This is a genomic window from Cyclobacterium sp. 1_MG-2023 (genome assembly GCF_030546805.1).
In the GTDB taxonomy this organism is placed as follows: Bacteria; Bacteroidota; Bacteroidia; order Cytophagales; family Cyclobacteriaceae; genus Cyclobacterium.
In genome coordinates this window covers 46,974-67,364 of the sequence record NZ_JAUOPC010000015.1, presented here as the reverse complement: position 1 = coordinate 67,364, position 20,391 = coordinate 46,974, and the positions used below count along the sequence as shown (strand labels likewise).

21 protein-coding genes are annotated in these 20,391 nt (G+C 39.3%); 11 read left to right on the top strand and 10 right to left on the bottom strand.

Features of this window, described 5'->3' with window-relative positions; genetic code table 11:
* Positions 1–175: 175 nt before the first annotated feature.
* Entirely contained in the window at positions 176–1,660 is a 1,485-nt protein-coding gene (locus Q4534_RS20425; protein WP_303615009.1) for an LruC domain-containing protein, read from the bottom strand.
* Between the two features lie 30 nt (positions 1,661–1,690).
* Entirely contained in the window at positions 1,691–2,152 is a 462-nt protein-coding gene (locus Q4534_RS20420) for a hypothetical protein (protein WP_303615008.1), read from the bottom strand.
* A gap of 552 nt (positions 2,153–2,704) precedes the next feature.
* Between Q4534_RS20420 and Q4534_RS20415 the strand changes: the two genes are divergently transcribed.
* Genes Q4534_RS20415 through Q4534_RS20405 form a run of 3 tightly spaced genes read left to right on the top strand, consistent with a single transcriptional unit; the run spans position 2,705 to position 4,203 of the window.
* A complete protein-coding gene (locus tag Q4534_RS20415) occupies positions 2,705–3,295 on the top strand; it encodes a superoxide dismutase (RefSeq protein ID WP_303615007.1) in 591 nt (196 codons plus the stop codon).
* Positions 3,292–3,750, top strand: coding sequence for a hypothetical protein (locus Q4534_RS20410; protein WP_303615006.1), 459 nt, complete (start codon positions 3,292–3,294; stop codon positions 3,748–3,750). The genes Q4534_RS20415 and Q4534_RS20410 overlap by 4 nt, the downstream gene beginning before the upstream one ends.
* Before the next feature lie 3 nt (positions 3,751–3,753).
* Entirely contained in the window at positions 3,754–4,203 is a 450-nt protein-coding gene (locus Q4534_RS20405) for a BT0820 family HAD-type phosphatase (protein ID WP_303615005.1), read from the top strand.
* Between the two features lie 108 nt (positions 4,204–4,311).
* Here the strand turns inward: Q4534_RS20405 and Q4534_RS20400 are convergent, their stop codons facing one another.
* Genes Q4534_RS20400 through bshC form a run of 3 tightly spaced genes read right to left on the bottom strand, consistent with a single transcriptional unit; the run spans position 4,312 to position 6,941 of the window.
* Positions 4,312–4,785, bottom strand: a complete 474-nt coding sequence (locus Q4534_RS20400; RefSeq protein WP_303615004.1) for a hypothetical protein — start codon at positions 4,783–4,785, stop codon at positions 4,312–4,314.
* Between the two features lie 16 nt (positions 4,786–4,801).
* On the bottom strand, positions 4,802–5,386 hold the full coding sequence (locus Q4534_RS20395; RefSeq protein WP_303615003.1) for a 5-formyltetrahydrofolate cyclo-ligase: 585 nt from the start codon (positions 5,384–5,386) through the stop codon (positions 4,802–4,804).
* Positions 5,346–6,941 (bottom strand): bacillithiol biosynthesis cysteine-adding enzyme BshC, encoded by a 1,596-nt coding sequence (gene bshC / locus Q4534_RS20390; RefSeq protein WP_303615002.1) that lies wholly within the window; start codon positions 6,939–6,941, stop codon positions 5,346–5,348. Before bshC ends, Q4534_RS20395 begins: the two co-directional genes overlap by 41 nt.
* 182 nt (positions 6,942–7,123) lie before the next feature.
* On the opposite strand from bshC, the gene Q4534_RS20385 reads away from it, so the two are divergent.
* From Q4534_RS20385 to Q4534_RS20350, 8 genes are all read left to right on the top strand, one after another.
* Positions 7,124–9,322 carry a cation-translocating P-type ATPase gene (locus Q4534_RS20385; protein WP_303615001.1) on the top strand — a complete coding sequence of 733 codons (2,199 nt, stop codon included), beginning with the start codon at positions 7,124–7,126 and terminating at the stop codon, positions 9,320–9,322.
* An 89-nt stretch (positions 9,323–9,411) separates the two neighbouring features.
* Complete coding sequence (locus tag Q4534_RS20380; RefSeq protein ID WP_303615000.1) at positions 9,412–9,618, top strand: heavy-metal-associated domain-containing protein; 207 nt, start codon at positions 9,412–9,414, stop codon at positions 9,616–9,618.
* A 50-nt stretch (positions 9,619–9,668) separates the two neighbouring features.
* Positions 9,669–10,931, top strand: a complete 1,263-nt coding sequence (locus Q4534_RS20375; protein WP_303614999.1) for a pitrilysin family protein — start codon at positions 9,669–9,671, stop codon at positions 10,929–10,931.
* A gap of 11 nt (positions 10,932–10,942) precedes the next feature.
* Positions 10,943–11,422 (top strand): 2-C-methyl-D-erythritol 2,4-cyclodiphosphate synthase, encoded by a 480-nt coding sequence (ispF, locus tag Q4534_RS20370; RefSeq protein WP_303614998.1) that lies wholly within the window; start codon positions 10,943–10,945, stop codon positions 11,420–11,422.
* An 11-nt stretch (positions 11,423–11,433) separates the two neighbouring features.
* The gene (mnmD, locus tag Q4534_RS20365) at positions 11,434–12,123 is read left to right on the top strand and encodes a tRNA (5-methylaminomethyl-2-thiouridine)(34)-methyltransferase MnmD (RefSeq protein WP_303614997.1); all 690 of its coding nucleotides are present in this window, start codon (positions 11,434–11,436) and stop codon (positions 12,121–12,123) included.
* Positions 12,108–12,659, top strand: a complete 552-nt coding sequence (locus Q4534_RS20360; protein ID WP_303614996.1) for a hypothetical protein — start codon at positions 12,108–12,110, stop codon at positions 12,657–12,659. Before mnmD ends, Q4534_RS20360 begins: the two co-directional genes overlap by 16 nt.
* Before the next feature lie 259 nt (positions 12,660–12,918).
* Positions 12,919–14,124: a VCBS repeat-containing protein gene (locus Q4534_RS20355; RefSeq protein ID WP_303614995.1), complete on the top strand. Its 1,206-nt coding sequence runs from the start codon at positions 12,919–12,921 to the stop codon at positions 14,122–14,124.
* A 17-nt stretch (positions 14,125–14,141) separates the two neighbouring features.
* Complete coding sequence (locus Q4534_RS20350) at positions 14,142–15,038, top strand: TIM barrel protein (RefSeq protein WP_303614994.1); 897 nt, start codon at positions 14,142–14,144, stop codon at positions 15,036–15,038.
* Between the two features lie 39 nt (positions 15,039–15,077).
* Here Q4534_RS20350 and Q4534_RS20345 read toward each other — a convergent pair whose 3' ends face one another.
* From Q4534_RS20345 to Q4534_RS20325, 5 genes are all read right to left on the bottom strand, one after another.
* A complete protein-coding gene (locus Q4534_RS20345) occupies positions 15,078–16,073 on the bottom strand; it encodes an adenosine kinase (RefSeq protein ID WP_303615082.1) in 996 nt (331 codons plus the stop codon).
* 65 nt (positions 16,074–16,138) lie between these two features.
* Positions 16,139–16,516, bottom strand: coding sequence for a transmembrane 220 family protein (locus Q4534_RS20340; protein ID WP_303614993.1), 378 nt, complete (start codon positions 16,514–16,516; stop codon positions 16,139–16,141).
* A 45-nt stretch (positions 16,517–16,561) separates the two neighbouring features.
* Positions 16,562–17,935 (bottom strand): alkaline phosphatase family protein, encoded by a 1,374-nt coding sequence (locus tag Q4534_RS20335; protein WP_303614992.1) that lies wholly within the window; start codon positions 17,933–17,935, stop codon positions 16,562–16,564.
* Complete coding sequence (gene eboE, locus Q4534_RS20330; protein WP_303614991.1) at positions 17,932–19,140, bottom strand: metabolite traffic protein EboE; 1,209 nt, start codon at positions 19,138–19,140, stop codon at positions 17,932–17,934. Before eboE ends, Q4534_RS20335 begins: the two co-directional genes overlap by 4 nt.
* Before the next feature lie 40 nt (positions 19,141–19,180).
* Positions 19,181–20,341, bottom strand: a complete 1,161-nt coding sequence (locus Q4534_RS20325; protein ID WP_303614990.1) for a 3-dehydroquinate synthase — start codon at positions 20,339–20,341, stop codon at positions 19,181–19,183.
* Positions 20,342–20,391 lie beyond the last annotated feature (50 nt).

Genomic DNA, 20,391 nt, shown 5'->3' with positions numbered 1-20,391 from the left:
ACTGGCAAGACGGATAATCCCCCAAACAAATATATTTATAAATTATCAATCACAATTTTTTATTAGAAAAAACCAGGCAACTTCAAAAGAAGCTACCTGGTATCTACAACTAAAAACAACCAATTGACATGATGGCATAAAATCCATTCTATATTACCTATCTCAGGTACTTATTTTATTTTGCATTCAACAAAACCTTATCTAAACGATAGCCATCTTTATCTTCGTACCAATCAGGGTAAGCTTCTCCTCCGGTGGCTGCCCACTTATAGAACATCTGATATCCGGTAGTAATGCTCTCCTTATTCATCATATAAGGTATGCTTTCCGTTACATTTAGTGCCCAAGGTAGCCCATTGTCTTTTCCTCTATAATAGGCTTCTTCATCTCCATTGGAATTGTCCTCTTTTGTTCCGAAAAGTGATTTGTCCACGTGTGCAGTGGGTGTCTTTCCGGGAAGGTGGATTTCAACTCCTCGCTTTTGGTTGACGATCAAGAATGGATTGAAATTATCCATTTTCAGCTCACCCAGTTGGATATGACCTTTTGCATTGCCACCATCTTTAATGTACATGGTGATTTGCATTTTCTCAACAGACTGCATAGGGAAATTGGGATCGGTATTGATACCAACTGCTCCTCCACCCGGATGGGTTAGCACATTGTCCACATCATCGAAGGCGATAATTGTAGCATATTCATTCCCTGCTTCAAGTCCATTGTCCAAAAACTCATGAATGCTATTGGACTTAATTTTGGAGCCTACAACTTTATAAACTTGGTCTGTTGAAATCCCTGTAAACTCTATACCGAAACCATTGGAATAACCTGCTCCAGCTGCTCTTGGCAAAAGATCTATCACAACTTCCACTATCTCTCCCGAAGCGTCTGTTATCCTATTGATCATATAATCCAATACCAAATCATTGAAATCATAGTCTCCGGTAGCCGGCCAAAGGTCTTCGAACATTAAAGTTCCTGCTCCTTCAGGTGTTAAATAGTTATTATAAGCCTTGTATTTGTCATCAGGATAATCATCTTCGTCATCTGCTACTCCGTCTCCGTCAGCATCTTTTTTCTCACCTTTTGGCAAGCAATCTGCTGAAGGGTCTGAATAATATTCTCCTGGAATGACTAGATTATCAACTGATGTTGCACCCTCATCACCATCTACAATAAATATTAAATATACTTTATACAATTCTCCAATAAGCTTATTAGAGTAATTGAACTTAACTTTTACTGACTTAGTGGCAGAATTCCCTTTATGAACTACAGAAGAATAACCTAAATAAACGTAATCGTTACTTTCTCCATTTACCTTATTCTCCGAATCATAAGGCAGTAAAAGGGCATATACCGTGGTTTTTTCTATTTCTGAAGTAGGTTTAACTTCCAACTCTACCTTCCCGTCTGCTAGCTTAATCCAAGGAGATTTCATATCCCCACGCCCTTGATTTTCTGAAGCCTTAACAATAAAGCTTTGCTCTCCTTCAATCACATGGTCGGAATCATCAGATAAAGAGAATCCATCCAAACTCCAACATGTATAAAAATAATCTTTTAATGAGCCTAATTCAGCATCATTCTCAACTTCATTTTGAGCAATAGACTGGAAACCAGCCAATCCTAATAAAAAACTAAATAGTAATTTTTTCATTGTCTTAATAGTTTAAAAATTTGTAGGGATCTATTCCGCACCTAATTCAGGAAAATCAAAATTCAAAGGGTCTTCTTCTCTTTCTGACTCAAAATTAAAAGTAGCAATACGGTTATTCACTTCGGCTGATTTTTCAACCTCTCCATATTTCATAACTATTTCATCAACCCCTGTGGCCAAGTCAAAGGCCATCTCGAAATCCTCATGCATGGCATGTGTGCCTCCAAAAATCTCCGTTCCTTCTCCAGTCAATAAGGTAAGCCTTTTGCTGACACCTACATCTACTGGTAAACCTTCGATACTTACTGTAAGCTCTTCGGTGGTTTCCCAATCAAAAAATGCGGAAACGACTAAATCGTCAATCGTTTCTCCAGCTGGAGTGAGCTGCTGGGTACTCTCTTCAATTTGTTCTTTAACGCAAGAAGAAAAAAGTGTGATCGCGGGGATAATCAATACCAAGAATGACAATCCGGTTGTTTTGCTGTTTTTCATTGTTCTGTTATTTACTGTATCAAAAAAGTAAGGTGACCTATCGATCAACTTTATTATTCACCAAAAATCTAATTTTTTAAGATATTTTAGGAGAATTGTCGACAAACTGGTAAAAAAGGTCGGTCAAATACCATTTTTAGAGGGTGGAATTAATACTATTGGTTGGTTTTCAGATGTAAAGCTAAAGAAAACACAAAAGCCATAAAAGAATTTACATTCAAAATTCAGCATTCAACTGATACAAAATTCTTTTTATTGTACAAAAGCCAAATATGACGATACAAAATATTAAACATACAATATTTCGCTCTATACATTAGGTTATATGTCGATAGCCTCGCAAATACACATGATCCCCTAATATACCTTTCGAAATGCAAGGAGATTCTATGTAAATCCTGATCCTTCCAAGGCCATTTCATTAAGTATTTAGCTAAAAATAATCATAATTATTTTTGTTAGTCTTTTCTAACTTATTACTTTTGTATATCTAACTTAATCAAAAATCAAGATTAAATACACCTAATTTTAAATTTAAACCATAAGCACACAATGCACAAATTACCGGAATTACCTTATGACAAAAACGCTTTGTCTCCTGTCATTACTGAAAAAGGATTCGATTATCATCATGGCAAACACCATATGGCCTACGTCAATAATCTAAACAATCTTATAAAAGATAGCCTATGGGAAGAAAAATCATTAAAGACCATCGTTACAGATAGCTTCGCTGAAGGAAATACAGCAGTATTCAATAACGCAGCCCAACATTTTAATCACAGTTTCTTTTGGAAATGCCTTTCGCCCATTCAAGGCGGTGCACCCACCGGAAAGATTGCAGAATTGATTGACAAAGATTTTAATGGTTTTGAAACTTTTAAAAAGGATTTTTCAGAAGCTGCCGTAAAACTCTTTGGATCAGGTTGGGCATGGTTGGTTTTGAACAACGAAAATAAACTTCAAATTGTACCCTTAAAAGATGCCAACACCCCGGTAACTTTCAGTGCTAAGCCTTTGATGACTTTGGATGTATGGGAGCATGCCTATTACATAGACCACAGGAACTTACGCCCAAAATTTGTCGATGGATTTTGGGAAATAATCAACTGGGAATTTGTAAACGAAAACTTACTACAATGAGTGCTCAAGGTTTAATTAGCTTAGAAAACACGTGGAAAACACATACCAATGCAGGAAATAACCAATTTAGAAACGGTTGTTTTATGAAAGCCTTATTGTTTTATGAAAAAGCCTTAGAAATAGCGAAACTCATCAATCAACACAAAGAGAAATGCTCGAAAATTAGTATTCCTTTTATACAGGTTTTTGTCATCTCATGTAACAACATGGCAAACACTTATGAAGAATTATGCAAACCGGAGAAAACAGAAAAACTTCTGAAACGGGTGGTTTACTTCTTACTCACCCTTTCGGAGCAGGGTTTGGTATCAAGTGAAGTACTTCATAATGAAATGAGATTATCGATGATCAACTTTACGGACTATGCAAAAAGGAATGGCTTGAATCAAGAAGAAACTGAAAAGCTGCTCCTAAACATCAAAAATGAAGTCAAGCTAGGAGGAAATTTCTATTAAACGATGATACACCCTCTCGGAAAGACCATCGCCATTGACTTTGACGGTACCATTGTTGAGCATGCCTATCCTAAGATCGGAAAAACAATGCTTTTTGCCTTTGAAACAATTAAAGAATTAGAAAAAAAAGGGCATCGTCTGATTTTGTGGACTTATCGGGAAGGTCCTTTACTCAAAGAAGCGGCAGACTTTTGTAAGGATAATGGTATTGAATTTTATGCTGTGAATGAAAATTATCCGGGGGAGAGTGATGAATGTCAATCTCCAAGAAAACTAGAGGCTGATATTTTTATTGATGACCGAAACATAGGAGGATTTCTTGGGTGGGAAATTGTTTGGCAAACCCTGCATCCCGAAGGAGGGGAATTTCATCATCAGTTGAGAAATTCAAAAGCACATTTCAATTATCGGAGCAAAAGAAAAAAATGGTTTAAGTTCTTCTCTTGGTTTTGATTAAAACCAAGAGAAGACCATTATTGAAAGGTTTAAGTGACTCACCAAATGCCTAGAACGACAATAAGCCAAAATCATGAACCACAGTAGTTTGTAGCCTAACTTTGATTAAAAAATATACCTGACAGAAAGGGCGAATTCGTCCCCCCAAAAGCCACCGCTATTTACTAGATTGATAGCAGGTTTAAAATCCAGGGAAAAATTAAGGGGAAGCTCTTCTAAAACATACTCCAAACCAATGATACCATCAATACCAACAACTGTTGATCCACTGTAATCATATTTGGAACTGTTGTTCCAACTCCCTATATGGGCTCCTCCCCCGTAAAACCAATTCAAGCCATCTACATCTTCTATATCTTTGTGAACTTCATAAAGACCGGTAATCAAAAGACCTCTCCATCGGGTATGCAAAATACCCTCAAGAGCTGCATCTTGGCTTATAAAATGCTTCACGCTTAATCCGCTACTTGCCCCTAAGCGCAAACCAACGCCAGTATTATACGCTTGAGCCTTGCTTTCATTAGATAAAGAAAACATGAGTACCAATGCCATTACGGCAAACATTACATTTTTCATCATTTTTATAGTTGTTTAATTAATAGTTCTCAAAAAGAGTGATCCCCTCAGGATGGATACAACCGTCCAAGGGAACATCATGAGGTTCATGAGGAATTTCTTCGGATAACGGCGCATTAAAAGACAATCCGACCTTCATCACACCATCACTTAGTTCCCCAAAAAACTTGTCATAAAACCCTAATCCGTAGCCTATTCTATTCCCCCTTGAATCAATACCCAATAATGGTACAAATACCAGTTCAACCGGCTTTGGATCTTCTAATAAAACCGGATCTTTAGGAACAGGAATACCCAACTTATCATTCTCAAAAACTGTTTCCGGGGTCAATTTCACCGTAGCCATTTTTCGCGTATTATGAACAGTAATCGAACTGTATACATGATAATTCAGGTGAAAAAGTGATTGCAATAATGGTACCGTATTTACTTCAAGAAGTTTTTTTATAGGCAAAAACAAATGAATATGTTTAATCTCCGGAAATTCCTTTAAGAATGATAAGCAATTTGTAGTAATCTTCCGGGAGAAGACTTCACGCTCCTCAACTCCCAATGCGAGGCGGTTATTCCTGAGTTGCTGTCTTAATACTTCTTTTGTCACCATTTTCCTTTAGAAGAATAAAATCAAAGTTTAACGGGTCAAAGGTATCAAAAAGCTCTTTTATAAATTCCGGATTACTTAAATAGAACTCCAGAAAGTTGATTTTTCTTTCCTGCAAAGTTCCTAGCGGAAATAGCTCCCTTTTAATCGCTGCTATTTGTTGTATGGCTGTAGACTTCTTCCTCTCTTCTGCTTTACGAAACTTCGTCGCCACTTGGTCTAAAATCTTTTCATTGCGCTTATATGCAGCCCGAACGGCATAAGTCAAAGTAGCATCCATTCCGCTGGACTTTTCTTCTAAAGATTTATAGATATGATTTAATTTATCTCTTTCCTCCTGAAGCTCAAGGTCCTGATCAGAATTTTCTTTTACATACTTTATCCGCAAATCATCCAAAGGCAGGAACAGTTCCTTCTCATTCAACCCCAGCTTATTCATTTTACGCTGTAGGGGAGAAGTTAAAATCATGGCGAAATTTCTTGGGAGTAAAAATGGATAATCTACTGAATAATGGGCAAAAACATTTTTCAGTTGAAACCAATAAGCCACTTCCGCCGGGCCACCTAGATAGGCCAAATTGGGTAAAATCACCTCTTGGTACAGTGGGCGCATGACTACATTGGGGCTAAAATTCTCCGGCTTTTCTTCTATTAGCGCCGTCATTTCAGCTTCTGTCCATCTGTTTTCCCCATCGTGGGTTTCAAATAAACCATCTGTTAAAATCAACCTTTCTCTACGACCCTTTTCCATATAGAAGAAATTAATTTCTCTAGGAAATATTTGGGTGGAATAACCTGCATTTTCCAAGGCAATATTACAGTCATTCACCAGGTTATTGGCGGTGGCATTCAAAACATCATCCTTAATGACAGGCACAAACAATTGCTTCAATTCCTTTTCATTGGCGTCAATGATCACCAATCCCCTGTCTGCAAATAAATGATGAACGTATTTCCTGACAGCCTCTTTCAAAAGCTTGCTTTGGGTATAGGCTGTTTTGAAAAACTCAGGAAGAAAATGTAATTCTCCTATTAGTTTTTTTAAAGTTTCATCTAAAATAAATTCGCCTACGGCTCCTTTTTGATCTGTTTCCCATTCATAATTCTTTCCATCGAAATAAAAATGGTTGATTTCAGCAAAATCATGATCTTCTGTGGCCATCCAATATACCGGAACAAAATGGTAATCCGGGTTTTCTTTTTTAAGCTTATCTGCCAGCGCAATGGTTGAAACAATCTTATAAATAAAATAAGAAGGTCCGGTCATCAAGTTTAATTGGTGACCTGTGGTAACCGTAAAAGTATTGGCTTGTTTTAATTGCTGAATGTTGGCCTTAACCTTTGAACCTTCAAGTCCCTCATATTGCTTTTCCAGCACTTTGACAAGGCTGTCCCTTTTCTCTTGCTCAAAATGCTTTTTGGGCAAAGATTTTTTAAATTGCTCTAAATCGGGAAACTCCTTATAAAACTGTTTTACTGACTCCTCTTTATGAATATAATCTAAAAAAAGTGATGAAAACAGGCCGGTACAGGCCGGGTCTAAGCTGGACTTTAACATAAAGGATGCAATTTCAATTTTTATAAAGGCAGGTATTGAAACCATTAAAACGGGCAAAGGGATAGTAAAGTTCACCTAAATTGCCGACAAATAGTGGGGCAAGTTATACATTTTTTCAAAAATTCTGTAACAATAAACCAGCATACGCTTCGTAATTTTGAGCAATAAACTAGCTTTCTATCATGAGCAAGACAATTGAAGTACCTATTTCCGGAATGAGTTGCGCTGCATGTGCGGTCAGCGTGGAATCCATGCTAAAAGAAACAAAGGGCATACAATCTGCAAGTGTAAACTATGCCAACCAGTCTGCCATTATTTCCTTAGAAAAAGAAGGAATGGACCTATCTGAGGCCAAGAAAAACATCCAATCCATAGGCTATGATTTATTAATCGACCTCGATAAACCGGAGGACTTGGAAGCCATAAAGGCCGCTGAATTAAAAGAACTTAAAAAGAAAACCCTTTATTCAGGAATATTGGCACTTCCTGTATTTCTAATTGGCATGGTTTGGCCGGAGATCCCTTATGCCAATCTGATCATGTGGGCCTTGACCAGTCCAATACTGGCCATATTCGGAAATGCTTTTTTTATCAACGCTTACAAGCAAATCAAGAAAGGGAATACCAATATGGATACCTTGGTGGCCCTGAGTACTGGGGTAGCCTACCTTTACAGTTCATTTAACACTTTTTTTCCGGATTGGCTGGAATCCCGTGGAATGACCCCTCATGTTTACTTTGAAGCGGCTGCCGTCATCATCTTTTTTATTTTGCTTGGCAGATTAATGGAAACAAGAGCAAAAGCAGGTACCTCAGAATCCTTAAAAAATCTCATCGGCCTTCAGCCCACGGACTTAACAGTCATCCGGGAGGGAAAAGCCATCCAAATGAATGTTTCAGAGGTGCTACCCGGGGAAACAATCTTGGTGAAACCCGGACAAAAAATCCCTTTGGACGGCATACTTACACAAGGCCAATCCTATGTGGACGAAAGCATGCTCACCGGAGAACCTTTGGCAGTAGAAAAAAGCAATGGAGACTCCGTTTACGCAGGAACCATCAACCAAAGTGGGAGTTTTGAATTTAAGTCCAATAAAAGCAAGTCAGAAACCTTACTTTCCAGCATAATCGCTAGGGTAAAGCAAGCCCAAGGTTCAAAAGCACCCATTCAGAAAACAGTGGACAAGGTTACAAAAATATTTGTCCCTACCGTTTTGGCCATCTCTCTGATTACCTTTATCATATGGTCGCTTAGTGGGGCAGATGATGCCATTTTAAGGGGCATGCTCTCTGCCATAACAGTACTTGTTATTGCCTGCCCCTGTGCACTCGGGCTTGCCACACCTACGGCCATAATGGTGGGAATCGGCAAAGCTGCCTCCTTAGGAATTTTGGTAAGGGATGCCGAAAGCCTTGAAAATGGAAAAAAAATAGACAGCCTGATTCTGGACAAAACCGGAACAATCACTGAAGGTAAACCTAGTGTACAACAAGTGATTTGGAAATCAGGTGTAAATGAAAAGTCCATGGCCACAGTATTTCGGGCGCTGGAAGAAAAAAGTGAGCATCCCTTGGCTTCAGCCATTTCGGATTATTTCTCGGAAGAGAAAGCACCAGGTCAATTAATGGCATTCAATACCTTTACCGGCAAGGGAGTGATGGGACAATTTGATGGAGCGCAATATGCTATCGGAAATTTGAAATGGTTGAAGTCTTTGGGTAGCAGCATCGACCTAAGCCTGTCTCAAGCAGCCGATGAAATGCTTGCCCAAGGCAATATTGTGGTATACATGGCCAAAGGAAAGGAAGTGGTGGGGGTTGTTTCCATCGCTGATAAGCTAAGAGAAACTTCTAAAGCAGCCATTGCTCAATTAACTAAATTGGGGATAACTGTTCACATGCTCACCGGTGATCAAGAAAAAACAGCTGCAAGCATCGCCGGAGAAGTAGGTATAACCAATTTTCAAAGTGGCTTACTGCCTCAAGACAAAGGGGAATACATAAAAAAATTACAGGAAGAAGGGCACAAAGTGGGCATGGTAGGAGACGGCATTAATGACAGTGAAGCATTGGTTTTAGCAGATTTAGGCATTGCTATGGGTGGTGGAACCGATATTGCCATGGAAACGGCTCAGGTCACGCTGATACATGCCGACCTTATGGCCATTACCGATTTATTAAAGTTGAGTAAAAACACAGTTGCCACCATCCGTCAAAATTTATTTTGGGCCTTTATTTACAATATCATTGGCATACCCATTGCTGCCGGATTGTTGTATCCCATATCCGGATTTTTACTTAACCCAATGATTGCCGGCTCCGCAATGGCTCTTAGCTCCTTATCAGTTGTCGGCAATAGTTTACGGCTAAAATACAGTTGATTAGAACTTAGCTATTGCCTTCAAAGAAAAGCTAAAATGGCTTATTTAAAAAATAGATGGTTTTATAATAAAAACAAAAATTTAGAAAAATGAACAAACAGGTCAAACTTAAAACGAATGTTAAATGTGGTGCATGTGTGGCTGCGATTACCCCGGCAATGGACAATTTAAAGGCAAAACATTGGGAAGTAGATTTAACCTCACATGATAGGATTTTAACTGTACAAGGAGATATTGAGATAGAGGAAATAAAGGCGGCACTTGATCAATCAGGCTATAAAGGTGAATCAATTTAATTGAAAGGATACAGGATGGGTAGAAAATTTATTACTTTTGCCTTTATTCTATGATCAACTATAAATCTTTTACTCTGGACAATGGACTTCAGGTACTGGTCCATGAAGACCATTCTTCAGAAATGGCTGTAGTCAACCTTTTGTATAAGGTAGGTTCCAGAAATGAGGAAGCCGGTAAATCTGGCTTAGCCCATTACTTTGAACACCTTATGTTTTCAGGTTCAAAGAATATCCCTGAATTTGATACTGCCTTAGAAAGGGTTGGAGGTGAATGCAATGCATTTACCAATACTGATATCACCAACTTTTACATTACCCTTCCCGCAATTAATCTGGACACAGCCCTTTGGCTGGAATCGGATCGAATGCGTTACCTTAACCTTAAGGAAAAGCCTATTAACACCCAAAAGCAAGTGGTGATTGAAGAATTCAAACAGCGCTACCTCAACCAACCTTATGGAGATGCCATGCATCATGTGAGGCAATTGGCCTTTGAAAAGCACCCTTACCGATGGCCAACCATCGGTGAAAAAATAGCAGACATTGAAGGGTTTAAAAAGGATGAACTGCAGAATTTTTATGAGCAAAACTACGCCCCAAACAATGCCGTCCTTTGCATCGCAGGAAAGGTTAACTATCAAGAAGTAAAGGCTAGAGTTGAGCACTGGTTTGATGAAATCCCAAGAGGAAAGACTACCCCAAAAACGATACTTTCTGAACCCCAACAAGATCGTATAAGGAGAAAGCAAGTATTTGCCAATGTACCTACAGAGGCTTTGTATAAAGTATATAAGATTCCGGGAAGACTAGAAAACAATTACCTTACATGCGACCTTATTTCCGACATTTTGGGTTTTGGAAGGTCCTCTCTTTTGGAGAAGAAATTGATTAAAAACTCCTCTCTCTTTGCCAATTGTCAAGCCTATGTTCTAGGCAATATTGACCCGGGACTCTTAATCATCACGGGAAAAATGGAGAAAGGCGTGACTGCCGAGGAGGCTGAAAAAGAACTGGACAAGACGCTTGAAGACTTTAAAAATGAGCCAATTGATCCAACCAATCTTCAAAAGATTAAAAACCAGGCAGAGGCCATGCAGACCTATGAATCCGTTTCCCTGCTTGGAAGAGCCATGAAATTGGCCTATTATGCATATTTGGGAGATCCGCTGCTTATGAATGCAGAGTTTGATCGAAAAATGGCGATTACTGTAGATGAGATACAATTGGCTACACATGAATACCTCAGAGACGAGCTTTCCTCTGTAGTTTATTATAAATGTGCACCTAATAATGGATCGCCAGATAACCTTTAAAACTTTAAATTATGAGTGCTTTTCGCATAGGATTTGGATATGATGTTCACCAATTAAAAGAGGGTGAAGAATTTTGGTTGGGAGGAATATTGATTCCCCATAGCAAAGGAGCTGTTGGCCATTCGGATGCTGATGTGCTTATCCATGTCATCTGTGATGCCCTTTTGGGTGCAGCTAACCTAAGAGATATTGGATATCATTTTTCTGATCAAGATCCCCAATATAAGGGAATTGACAGTAAAATTTTACTCAAGGAGGTCATGGAACTTTTGAAGAAAGAAGGCTACCAAATAGGGAACCTGGATGTAACCATCTGCTTGCAACAACCAAAAATCAACCCTCATATTCCGGCCATGAAAGCTTGTCTTGCTGAGGTAATGAATATCGAAGACAATAAACTATCCTTGAAGGCTACAACTACAGAGCGCTTGGGATTTGTAGGCCGTGAAGAAGGCGTCTCTGCTTATTGTGTAGCTTTGATCCACCCATAATCGTCAACAACATGGAAAATCAAGAACCAAAAATCATAACGACAGAAGACGGCTCCCATTCAGTATATCTCCCTAATATCAATGAAAGCTATCACTCTTCTCATGGGGCTTACAAAGAGTCTATCCATGTTTTTTTTCTTTATGGACTGGATGCTTGGTACGCGAGAAATAGGGGGAAGTTTCCTATCCGTATTTTTGAAGTAGGCTTTGGAACGGGCCTGAATGCATGGCTGACTTTGATCTGGGCAGAACAAAATCAAGTACCTGTGCTCTACCATACCATAGAACCTTATCCATTGGAGAAACAGATATACGAGGCCCTTAATTTTACGCAACTTGATGAAACCCTAACGCATTTCAACGGCTATTTCAAACGCCTTCACCAAATGGAATGGGACAAGGGAATGCCAATGACGGATTATTTCAACATCAAAAAAGAGAAAACGACCCTCCAGGAGGTGCAACTTTACCCTACAGATCTGGTGTTTTTTGACGCCTTTTCACCAAAAAAACAACCAGAACTTTGGACCTTGGAAATGCTGGAAAAAATCGAAAACAGTATGAACCCATCTGCAGCTTTTGTTACCTACTGTGCTGCAGGTCACCTCAAAAAGAACTTACAAACCCTTGGCTTGAGCCTGGACGAAGTACCCGGCCCTCCGGGAAAAAAAGAAATGACAAGAGGGTGGAAAAAAAGCTAAATCTACAAGGTTTTACTATTCTATTGGTTTTTTATGTGTTTGTAGCAACTTCCTTTGCTTGCCAACCTAAGGGGGATAAATTATCACCGGGAAAGACTAATTCAAGCCCAATTAAACCCCGCACTGAAGCCATTCATGCACTCTCTAAAAAGAAAGATGGCTTTCATAACATCGTTAAGAGAGACAGTATTATCCAACGGATACACCTAAATGACAAATTGCAATATGAAAGCCTTATTCTAGAGGGAAAGAGAGTTTACAATTATATTTTCCCCATCATAAGTGATTCCTTCCTATTCGAAGACAAGTACTATTTAAAAATAAGCTACCCAATTCCTTTTAGCGGCACCATTGAAACAACTATTCCTGAATGTCCTGATTATGTACTTACCCCTTTAGACAATGGTATTCTTCAGGTAGTCATTTACAATGCATTGGATTTAAGTGCAGTTGATCTCAAGTTCAACTATTCTCCTTCCGAAAAAGACAGTTTGGTCTGTTCTGAATATTATTTCAATCATGTAATTTTCAATTAAGAGGGTAGAGCAATTATTTGAGCCTATTGATCTAATATTTTAAGGCAGAAATGTGCGTTTAATAATTCAAAATCAGTAATATTAACCTGCTTTTTTGCTATCTAGTGAATCATTCAATTGATTTTCAGCGAATCAGTTTTTGTTCTGTTACTTTAAATAAGGTGATTTTGGAAGCTTTAGAAAGCTTTCTAAATGGAAAAGCTCAGGTAATCCAATTTTAAATGCCTGCATTAAATGACAAATAAACCCGGTGAAAAACATGAAAAAATCCCCTATAATCCTGGCAAGTACAATTTTGTATGTACTTACGATAGCAGTTGTACAGGGCCAATCCATCACTTTTGAAAAACCTTTAGATATTGGACAGGGTACCGTGTCCGGAATCAGTGCATTAGATGTTGCTGATTTAAATGGAGATGCCAGAATGGATGTGATCGTACTCGAAGGGGGCGCCCATGCTGAAGGCCGATTTACATTGGCATGGTTTGAGCAAACTAAAAAAGGAAAATGGATAAAACATGATTTCAACCTCCCTGTAATATTTGATGATTTTATAGGGGCTGCACGTTGCGAGGACATGGACAATGATGGAGACATGGACTTGGTTTTTAGCAATGATGGTCACAGCACAGGCCCTATCAATGTCTATTTATTAATCAACCCAGGTAAAAAGAAGGTTTACGACCAATGGGATTATTCCCTAATATCCACCATTGAAGGCTTTCATGCCAATGATATGCGATTGGCAGACATGGATCTGAATGGCAAAAAAGATGTGGTAATCCGTCATAAAAATCCGGAATCTTTAAAGATTATCTTTCAGATTGAAAATGAAAACTGGCAAACCAAGACCATCTATGAAGGACAAGCAGGTGAAGGGCTGGCAGTTGGAGACATTAATAGGGATGGCATACCTGATATCACCATGACAGGACATTGGTTTAAATCGCCCAAAGATCCTAAAAATGGTCAATTTATAAGATTTGATATAGAAGCAGGTTTTAAAGAAGTGAATAAAGCCACCAAGGAAGAAGTAGGCGACATTAATAATGATGGCCGACCTGATGTTTTATTATCCCCAGCCGAACATTTTAAAAAATATGGAGGGGACAATTATGATCTCGCTTGGTATGAGTGCCCACCCAACCCGGAAGAAGTATCAGCGTGGACAAAACATGTGGTCAAATCAGATTATAATAAGGCCCATTGCGCAAAACTAGCGGATATGGACAATGATGGAGATTTGGACATTATCTCTGCTGTGGCCTGGGATGAGCGAGAAATCAGAATTTACATCAATGAAGGTGGTAAATTTCGAACATCTATCTTAGTAGCCGAAGGAAAAGGCATTTATTCAGGTGCAATTGCAGACATAGACGGAGATGGCGATTTAGATATCGTTGGGGAAGACAAATACTCGACAGATGCCAAGCCCTGGCTATTCAGAAACCTACTTATTAAATAATTAGTAAATTTAACACTATGAAGAGGAGAGATTTCATGCTACAGGCCACGCTATCCGCAGCGGCCATCACCGGCATGCCTTTGGCTTGCCTCGGCAAATCCGGAAAAAGTAAAATGGAACGGATTGGATTAACCACTGTGGTATTTCGTAATCGATTTGCTTCAACCAAATCGAAGAATCAAGAGTTAGAAAATGAACTCACTTTGTTGTCCACGCCTGAATATTTCGCAGATCGATTTGATGTACATAAGGTTGAAATGTGGACCAATCATTTTGAATCCACGAGTAAAAGTTATTTAAAGGAAATTAAAAAAAGCTTACAAAAACAACATTGTACCTTAATCAACTTGCAATCTGAGGGGAAATTCGACCCTTCAGATCCCTTGGAAGAAAATAGATTAAAAGCAGTAATGGAAGTTAAAAACTGGATTGACATTGCCAAAACCCTTCAGTCTGAGTCGCTGCGTGTAAAATCCATGAAAAAGTCTTATCCTCATGCGGTGCTGTCTCTCAAAGAGATCACATCATACGCTAAGTCTAAAGGAATTAGGATACTGATAGAGAATCACAATGACTTATTTTCAGATTATACAACCCATATCAGCACAATGAAAGACGTTTCTACGGACAATATTGGACTACTTGCTGATTTCGGCAACTACTCCTCCAACGCTGTAAGATTTGAATCATTGAAACACATCGCCCCATATACCAAGTTGGTCTCTGCAAAAACAAAGGATTTTACAGACCAAATGGCGCACAGTGCATACGATTTCCAAAGGTGCATCCGTATTTTTGAAGACCAAGGTTATCAAGGAATTTATTCTTGTGAACAATGGGGAAAGGCTAATCCAAATTATGACTATGAAAAAATTACCGATTGGATGATTGAAAATATAAAAGAAAGCATTTAAAACGAACTGAAATAGAACGTTTTAAATGCTATTATAAATTCAGGGCTGCAGTCTTTCCAATACAGCTTTTGCTTCCTCCCAAGTAAGTCTAGGCCCAAATTGACTGACTATTTTTGATGAGGCCATGCTGGCCAACTTGCCGCTAGAAGCATAGGAATGCCCATTGGTGATCCCGTACATAAAAGCTCCGGCAAACATATCTCCGGCACCATTGCTGTCAACAGCCACCGTAGGGTAGGGTGCAATATCGATAAAAGTATCCCCATCATAAATCAATGCCCCATTCTTTCCTTGGGTAATCACAAAATGCTTGGCGATTTTCTTTAAGTCTTCTGCAGCATCTGTTACATTGTCTTTTCCAGTATAGAGCATGGCCTCTTCCTCATTGGCAAATAACATGTCCACCCCTGTACCAATTACCTCTTTAAAGCCCTCACCAAAATATTTAACCATGGCCGGATCAGAAAAGGTAATGGCTACTTTCACCTCATTTTCTTCCGCAATCTTTTTGGCTGCCATCATGGCTTCTTTGGCATTGGGAGAAGTGATAAGGTACCCCTCAATATATAAATATTTTGAGGCTTTGATTGCCTCCTCATTGAGTTGAGAGGTAGAAAATTTCTCTGTGATACCAAGAAATGTATTCATGGTACGCTCGGCATCTGCCGTGACCATTACCAAACATTTCCCGGTAATGCCTTCTTCCAACTTAAATGGGTCTAAGTTATGATTGACACCGGCTTCCCTTAAGTCATCGGTAAAAAATTTTCCCAATTCATCATTGGCTACTTTGCAGCAATAATAAGATTTACCACCAAATTGACTTACGGCAATGATTGAATTGGCTGCCGATCCACCACATTGTAATTTTGAAGTCTTGGTATTGATGGCTGCCATCAACTCTCCCTGCCGATCTTCATCTACCAAGGTCATCAGCCCCTTTTCAATACCATATTTATCAAGAAAGGTATCACTAACTTCAAACTCAATATCTACCAAGGCATTTCCTATGCCGGTAACATCATACTTTTTCATCATATTGATTTAAACTATTGTCTCGATCTGAAATAGATCTTTAAATATTTTCCGGAATAGTTATATTAATCCCGAAGTTTTATGCTTCTTCCTTTGATCGCCTCCAAGGCAAAGAATATGGCGCAGATTAACAAGCCAAAAAACTCCCTGTTAATTTCCATGGCATGGGTTTTCATAGAAAGATCCTTTTGTTCCAATTCTTGTCCTATCCAACCGAAAATATTGTCCGGCCAAAAAAAGACTGCACCTATCAGGTAGCTAAAGGTAAGGATTACCAATAGGTTTACATTAAACTTTCCAAAAAAGGCAAACCCTGCCGTAGCAGAGGCAATAAGGTAAATAGGCACCCACCACTCCGGGTCGGGATCATTGATCTGCCAATACCCGAAAAGCAAAAAGAGTATAGAAAAGGTCCCAAAGAAATATTTCCAGATATTACTCATAACAGCACTCAATTAAGATTTATAAGTAGAAAATAACACTTCAAATCACTTCCTGTTAACAAGCCCATAGATCATGGAATAAACATCCGTAGGGGCTACACCCTCAATCTTCTCTGCTTGTTTCCCACCGATCAAAACCGGCCAATCTGCTTTGTCTTCAGGGATTCTCCCATGAGAACCCTTAACTAGTTCCGCCTTTAAAGGAATTACATCCATCAAATACCTGAAACCCAATTTCTTTTTTAAGAGAGTCCAACCCAGCTTCCCTTTCAAGAATTTAATGTCCGGATTGGCAAACATCTCTACCGGATCATATCCAGGCTTGCGGTGGATATCCACCGTTCTTGCATAGTCAGGCGCAACATTATCGTCCAGCCAATAATAATAAGTAAACCACGAATCTTTGTCAGCTACAACAACCAAATCACCCGATCTGTCATGGTCTAGGTGATAGGCCTCCTGCTCCTGCTTATCCAAAACTTTTTCTACACCGGGAAGGGCTAAAAGCAGATCTTTAACCTTAGTTAATTCCTTCGGCTCTTTCACATATACATGTGCCAATTGGTGATCGGCAACTGCAAAAGCTCCGCAAGTTCCTGCATCCAAGGTTTCAAGTCCCAACTCGTCCTTTACTTGAATATAGCCGGCTTTTCTCAAAGCCCTATTGATATGCACAGGTTGATTTACAGAGGTAATACCATATTCAGACAATAAAAGTACCTCAGTCCCCTTGCCCTCATAATACGTTATGACCTGTTCACAAAGCGCATCAATTTCATTCAAACTTGTACTTATTTTTTCAAAATCAATCCCAAATTTCTGTAAGGCATAATCCAAGTGAGGTAAGTAAATCAAAGTCAAGGTTGGGTCATACCATTCATCTACTTTCAAGGAAGCATCTGCTATCCATTGGCTAGAGGAAATATTGGCATTGGGTCCCCAAAATGAAAACAATGGGAATTGGCCCAATTCTTTTTGCAGGCGATCCCTTAAGGCCATTGGTTGGCTATGAATATCCGGTAATTTTCTCCCATCTGAAGGGTACAACGGCCTTGGGGTTACAGCATAGTCAACAGAGGAATACATATTGTACCACCAAAACATATTGGCACAAGTAAAATCGGGATTTTCTGCTTTCAATGCATCCCAGACTTTAGGAGATTGTACCAAATGATTGGATTGTCTCCAAAATTTTATTTCACACTCATCTTTAAAATACCAACCATTGCCTACTATTCCGTTGTCTTTTGGCCATTTACCTGTGAGGTAGGTAGATTGAGAGGAACAGGTAACCGCCGGCAATACAGGTTTTATTGCTGCTTTTTGCTTTTTATCACTCCATTGCTTTAAAAATGGAGTATGTTCTCCTATCAGCCTTTGAGAAAGGGCAACTACATTCAGAACAACTGTCTTTTTCATTTGATGTTATTTTTTACCCAGTTTAATTCCCTGGCAATGGACTGATCCAATGACAAATGGATGTCTTCCGGCAAAACTTCCCATGTATAGGTTTCCACTTCTAGGTGACTGGTAAGTTTCCTTTCACCATTTAATTTCAATACGCTTAAAATATCTTCTTGAGTAGAATGTACATCTCCATACGTTGATAGAAATAATGGTACATGAAAATGGATTCGCCATTCTAGCTCTTTGGTGGTAGCCAAATCCATAAGGGCATCGGGAAGATCCGGGTAAGCATGTAAGGTACTGTCTTCCATTCTACCTATCACCTGATGCAGGTAAGTGGATTCCACAAAAGGCAAAAGGGCTTTTTCTACTGCACGTCTTTGGTTGATTTCAGTGGGGATATTGGCTTTCAAAGCAGCACTTAATTGGAACTTCCCAATCTTAATACCTTCTTTTTCAAAAGCATCTAGTACTTCTTCATGGTCTTCGTAGCCTACTGCAAAGTGACATACATCATAGCAAACCTGAACATGGTCTTTAATGGCTGCTTCTGCTTCCTCGGCTGAAAGCCCAAATTTCTTCGACAAGATAGGCCCACCCTTTGGAATAAGCCAGTCCTTGAAAAAATGTATCAAACCTTTAGACTCTTCAATCACACCATCCGGTTCCGGTTCAATGTCCAAGTGAAGGTCTAAATTTTTATCCAGTTTCAATTGATAAAGGTATTCCACCACCTCCATGATATGTGCACAAGACTGCGCCATGAGCTGGTCCAAAGCCGCTGAGGATTTGTGCCAATACTTATAACTCAAGGGAGAAGTGGAAATACCCGCATCCATATCTGCAGGCATAATTTGCGCCAGTATGGTAAAGAGCCTTAAGGTATAGGCCTTCCTTTCCTCAGTACTCCAATCCGGAAGATGCACCTCGTCTTTCACCACCTGCCTGTGAAATCCGCCAAAGGGAAATCCATTGAAAGTAAAAACATAACAATTATTAGTACTGAGCCAAGATTTGAATAGGTCCAATTGTTCAGGCTTTATCAATTCCCGACTTGCCTCATCAGAGAGCCTTAAACCTATAGCAAAAGGCTTTTCCACTGACAATTCTCCCTTAATTTTGGGAATGTATTCTTTTAAGTTTTTAAAGGTAGCCTCCCAACTTTCCCCGGGATGAATATTGGTACAATAGGTCAAATGGAAATCGGATACTTGCATAGGATAGGTTACGCTATAATTATTTATTCAAAGATTTTGTTTAGGCCTTCGGAGATTCAAGTTGTAAGTCTTTGAGTTTACCTATGGCATTAATTATCAAATCATTGTCCATTTCGTGTACTTCCACACCATGGCCAATCTTGTCTAAAAGCATAATGGTAAGCTCTCCCCCCAGATGTTCCCTAAACTCTTCCAGACCTTTCAACAAAACCTCACCGGAAAGTTCAGGCTGGTATAGATCAAAACCAAGATGGGCAATAACATTCAAGACCCGATTTAATTCATTTTCAGAAAGCTTGCCGGCAAGAAATGAGTACGTAGTATCCAAGGCAATGCCAATGGCAACAGCCTCTCCATGTCTTACCTTATAATCTGTCAGGTGCTCTAACTTGTGTGCGGCCCAATGTCCAAAGTCCAATGGTCTGGAGGATCCGGTTTCAAAGGGATCTCCCGAGGCAATATGGTCCAAATGCATTTGTGCACAACGGTAGATTAATTCTTGCATGGCAGGGCTTTCTCTATCCAGAAGTTCCTCAGCCTTTTCCTCAATCCACAAGAAAAAAGAAGCGTCTTTGATCAAGGCAACCTTTAAGGCCTCAGATATACCGGATCTCCAGTCTCTTTGCTCAAGAGTCTGTAAAAAATCACTGTCGTTGATCACCGCATATGGAGGGCAAAAGGAACCTAAATAATTCTTTTTACCAAAGGCGTTGATGCCATTTTTTACTCCTACTCCGGAATCGTTTTGAGAAAGAACAGTAGTTGGAATACGAATATGCCTGATCCCTCTGTGGGCAATAGTGGCTGCAAAGCCCACCATATCCAACAGCGCTCCTCCACCTAGACCAACAATATAAGAATGCCTGTCTATTCCATATTCGTCTGTAGCCTTAAGCACCTGCTGAAAGTAGTTCTGATCATTCTTTACCTGCTCTCCACCGGGGATCACTAGGGGAGCTGCACAAAGCTTAAAAACATCACTGTTTTTCTCTGAATATTGTTGAATAGAGGCAATAAGATTAGGGTTGGTAAGTACCACCCCTTCATCCAACACAAAATATACCTTAGGGATTTTCTGTCCACTTACCAAGTCAGCAAAAAGATTGTTATCAATTGAAAACAATGCTTTTGTGAAAAAGACTTGGTAATTGTAAGGAACACTAAAAACTTGTTCTATAGATTGATGTGCCACTTTTTTCATTTTAAATATGATTGTCCCTAAGAACTTCTTGCTCTTTATAAATAAGTAAT